The following is a 4,129-nucleotide window of genomic DNA, read 5'->3' as shown; positions in this document are numbered from 1 at the left end:
ATTCCGCGGATGACGATTTCGACCGCAAGGCGCTGTCCTTCGGCGCGATCTACGAACAGCCCGAGGGCCTGAGCGCGCGCGCCCGGCTGGAACTGCGCCGCGATCGCGGCATCAGCGACGGGTCCGACCGCGATGCCGACACCATCCTGCTGAGCGCGGATGCGAATTACAAGATCAGCGACAGCCAGCGGCTTCTGTTCACCCTCGATCATGCCGATACCGATACGGACGGCACCTCGGTGCTGAACGGGCGCTATACCAAGGCGGTGCTGGGCTATGCCTACCGCCCGGTCGAGGATGACCGGCTGAACCTGCTGCTGCGCTATACCTATCTTAACGACATGTATGGCCAGATCACCGATGGCGGGGTGACCGACGGGTCGCGCCAGAAATCGCATGTGTTCAGCGTGGATGCGACCTGGGAGGTTTCGGATCACTGGGAACTGGGCGGCAAGGTCGGCCTGCGGCGTTCCGAAAGCGCGCCCGACGATACGCTGCCGCTTCAGCGCAACGATGCAAGCCTTGTGGTGGTGAATGCGCGCTATCACCTGACGCATCAGTGGGATCTGCTGCTTGAGGCGCGCCAGCTGGATGCGCGTCAGGCCGAATTCTCGGATACCGGCTTCCTTGCGGCGGCCTACCGGCAGATCAACCCGAACTTCTCGGTGGGGCTGGGCTATAATTTCGGCTCGTTCTCGGATGACCTGACCGACCTGACGCAGGATGACGAAGGGGTCTTCATCAACCTGATCGCCCAGTTCTGAGGGCCGGATCGCAGCGTTCCGCCGAAGCCGGCCGCCTGCCTTGTGGCGCAGGCGGCCGGCATTTCACATGCCGGCGCCCGGACCGGGGCGCGCTCAGAGCCGCGACAGGTAGGCCCCGTAGGCATTCTTGGAATAGCGCGCGGCCTCTTGCAGAAGCTTTTCGCGCGTGATCCAGCCCTGCATGAAGGCGATCTCTTCGGGGCAGCCGGTCTGCATGCCCTGCCTCTGTTCCAGCGTGCGCACGAAATTGCCCGCGTCCAGAAGGCTCGCATGGGTGCCGGTATCAAGCCAGGCATAACCGCGGCCCATCCGCTCCACCGTCAGGCTGCCATCGCCCAGATACATTTCCAGCAATGTCACGATCTCAAGCTCGCCCCGATCCGAGGGACGCACGTCGCGGGCGCGGGCGGGCGCGCTGCCGTCAAGGAAGTATAGCCCCGTCACCGCATAGTTCGAGGGCGGCACGGCGGGTTTTTCGACGATCGCGCGGGCGGTTCCGTCGGCATCGAAATCCACCACGCCATAGCGTTCCGGGTCCGAGACGCGATAGCCGAAGACGGTGCCGCCCGTGTCGCGCGCATTCGCGCGGGTCAAAAGCTCGGACAGGCCATGGCCGAAGAAGATGTTGTCGCCCAGAACCATCGCCGAGGGCGCGCCCGCCAGGAACTCTTCGGCCAGGATATAGGCCTGCGCAAGGCCTTCGGGGCGCGGCTGCACGATCCAGGTGAAGGACAGGCCCCACTGGCCGCCATCGCCCAGAAGGCGCTGGAACTGCGCCTGATCCTCGGGCGTGGTGATGATGGCGATCTCGCGGATGCCCGACAGCATCAGGACCGAAACCGGGTAATAGATCATCGGCTTGTCATAGATCGGCAGAAGCTGCTTGGAGATGCCAAGCGTGATCGGGTAAAGCCGCGATCCGGTGCCGCCCGCCAGAATGATCCCCTTGCGCTGCATCCTACACCTCCAGTTCACGCAATACATCGGACAGCGCCTTGCGCCAGTCCGGCCGTTCAATTCCGAAATCCGCCAGGATGGCGCTGCAATCAAGCCGCGAGTTCAGCGGCCGCCGCGCCGGGGTGGGGTAATCGGCGGTCGGGACCTCGTCGATCGTCACGTCGCGCCCGGCCTGGGCAAAGATCTCGTGCGCGAAACCGGCCCAGGAAATATCGGGCGCCCCGGAAAAATGCCAAAGTCCCGAGGGCGCGCCGTCGCGCAGCCCCGCCGCGATGCGCAGCACCGCCTGCGCGATGGCCGCCGCCGGGGTCGGCCCGCCGATCTGGTCCGAGACGATGCCCAGCCGGTCGCGGCTTTGCGACAGGCGCAGCATGGTCTTCACGAAATTCGCGCCATGGGCCGAGAACACCCAGGAGGTGCGCAGAATGGCATGCGTGCCGCCCGCCGTGCGCACCGCCGCCTCGCCCGCCAGCTTGGAGCGGCCATAGGCCCCGAGCGGCGCGGTGGGTGCATCTTCCGCGCGCGGCCCGTCGCCCGTGCCGTCGAAGACGTAATCGGTCGAGATATGGACGAAAGGCACGCCCTTTTCGGCCGCCGCGCGGGCCATTGCGCCGGGGGCGTCGGCGTTGACGGCAAAGGCCTCGGCCTCGGCGGTTTCGGCCGCGTCGACGGCGGTCCATGCGGCGGCGTTGATGACGCAGTCGGCATCGCTGTCCCGAAGGGCGCGTGCGCAGGCGGCGGGATCGGACAGGTCGGCCCGGTCGCGGCCAAGATACTGCGCATCGGGCGCAAGGCGCTGCAATTCACGCGCGACCTGCCCCGTTGCGCCGAAAACCAGCAGCGTCATTTCGCAACCCCAAGCCGTTCGCCCACGCCCTGCCGCGCCTGAAGCGGGCGCCACCAGTCCTCGTTCGCAAGATACCAGGCGACGGTGCGCGCCAGCCCTTCGGCCAGCGTGACCGAGGGCCGCCAGCCCAGCTCTTCGCGGATGCGGCCGGGGTCGATCGCGTAGCGCCGGTCATGGCCGGGGCGGTCGGTGACGAAGGTGATCAGCCGCGCATGGGGCGCGCCGCCGGGGCGCAGCCGGTCCAGCTCGGCGCAGATCATGTGCACGAGGTCGATGTTGCGGGCCTCGTTCTCGCCGCCGATATTGTAGCTGCGGCCGACCTTTCCCCGCGCAAGCACCGTCAGCAGGGCATCGGCATGATCCTCGACGTAAAGCCAGTCGCGCACATTGCCGCCATCGCCGTAAACCGGGATCGGCTTTCCGGCCAGGGCATTCAGGATCACCACCGGGATCAGCTTTTCGGGAAAGTGGAACGGCCCGTAATTGTTGGAGCAATTCGTCACCAGAACCGGCAGCCCGTAGGTTTCGGCCCAGGCCCGCACCAGATGATCCGACCCCGCCTTCGAGGCCGAATAGGGCGAACGCGGATCATAGGGCGTGGTTTCGGTGAACTTGCCCTCGGCCCCGAGCGAGCCATAAACCTCGTCGGTCGAGATGTGGTGGAAGCGAAAGCCCTCGGGGCGGCCCCTGTCCTGCCAATAGGCGCGCGCGGCATCAAGCATGTTGAACGTGCCCACGAGATTGGTCTCGATAAAGGCCGCCGGGCCGTCGATCGAGCGGTCGACATGGCTTTCGGCGGCAAGATGCATCACCGCGTCGGGTGCGTGCCGCGCGAAGATCGCGCCCAGCGCCGCACGGTCGCGGATATCGGCCTTCTCGAAGCTGTAGCCGGGGGCATCCGCCACGCTGGCCACGTTTTCCAGACAGGCCGCATAGGTCAGCGCGTCAAGGTTGACCACCTCATGGCCCATTCCGATGGCGCGGCGCACCACGGCCGAACCGATGAAACCCGCCCCACCCGTAACAAGTAACTTCATACCTCTACTCCGCCATGGCGATGCAAGTTGTGCGCGATGCGCGCCCCGCTGGCAAGGGCCAGTCCGGCCGCGTCACTCCAGACAGGCGGCGCGCCCGTCCTTCAGGATGGTTGCCGCGCCGTCCTCGATCTGATGGGCGCGGCGGGAGACGAAATTCGAGGGCTTCGCGGCGCTGCGGCCCTTCGGATCGGGCAGGACCGCGGCCAGAAGCGCCGCTTGGCGCGCGCTCAGCTGATCGGGGGTGGTGCGGAAATAGCGGAAGGCGGCGGCGTTGATGCCGAACACGCCCTCGTCGAACTCGGCCACGTTCAGATAGACCTCCACGATGCGCCGCTTGGACCAGACCGCCTCGACCGCGGGGGTCAGCGCGGCCTCCAGCGCCTTGCGAAGCCAGCTGCGCCCCTGCCACAGGAAGACGTTCTTCACCACCTGCTGGCTGAGCGTCGAGGCGCCCCGCGTGCCGCCATCGTCCATCGCCTTGCGGATTTCCCGCATGTCGAAACCCCAGTGTGCGCAGAAATTCG

At 66.6% G+C, this 4,129-nt stretch carries 4 protein-coding genes and 1 pseudogene; 1 reads left to right on the top strand and 4 read right to left on the bottom strand.

The features are described from left to right. Positions 1-764: pseudogene (locus AC4PTO_RS18135) on the top strand (hypothetical protein); the annotation flags it as partial. Between the two features lie 93 nt (positions 765-857). Here the strand turns inward: AC4PTO_RS18135 and rfbA are convergent. The 4 genes from rfbA to AC4PTO_RS18115 all read right to left on the bottom strand — a co-directional run. Continuing rightward, positions 858-1,721 carry a glucose-1-phosphate thymidylyltransferase RfbA gene (rfbA, locus tag AC4PTO_RS18130; protein ID WP_492733983.1) on the bottom strand — a complete coding sequence of 288 codons (864 nt, stop codon included), beginning with the start codon at positions 1,719-1,721 and terminating at the stop codon, positions 858-860. A 1-nt stretch (position 1,722) separates the two neighbouring features. Further along, entirely contained in the window at positions 1,723-2,568 is an 846-nt protein-coding gene (rfbD, locus tag AC4PTO_RS18125; protein WP_492733981.1) for a dTDP-4-dehydrorhamnose reductase, read from the bottom strand. Further along, on the bottom strand, positions 2,565-3,605 hold the full coding sequence (gene rfbB / locus AC4PTO_RS18120) for a dTDP-glucose 4,6-dehydratase (RefSeq protein WP_492733979.1): 1,041 nt from the start codon (positions 3,603-3,605) through the stop codon (positions 2,565-2,567). The genes rfbD and rfbB overlap by 4 nt, the downstream gene beginning before the upstream one ends. A 72-nt stretch (positions 3,606-3,677) precedes the next feature. Continuing rightward, positions 3,678-4,129 (bottom strand): transglycosylase domain-containing protein (locus AC4PTO_RS18115; RefSeq protein ID WP_492733977.1); only part of this gene is annotated, 452 nt, incomplete at its 5' end.

Source organism: Rhodobacter maritimus, assembly GCF_058747975.1.
This window is presented reverse-complemented; position numbering and strand designations above follow the sequence as displayed.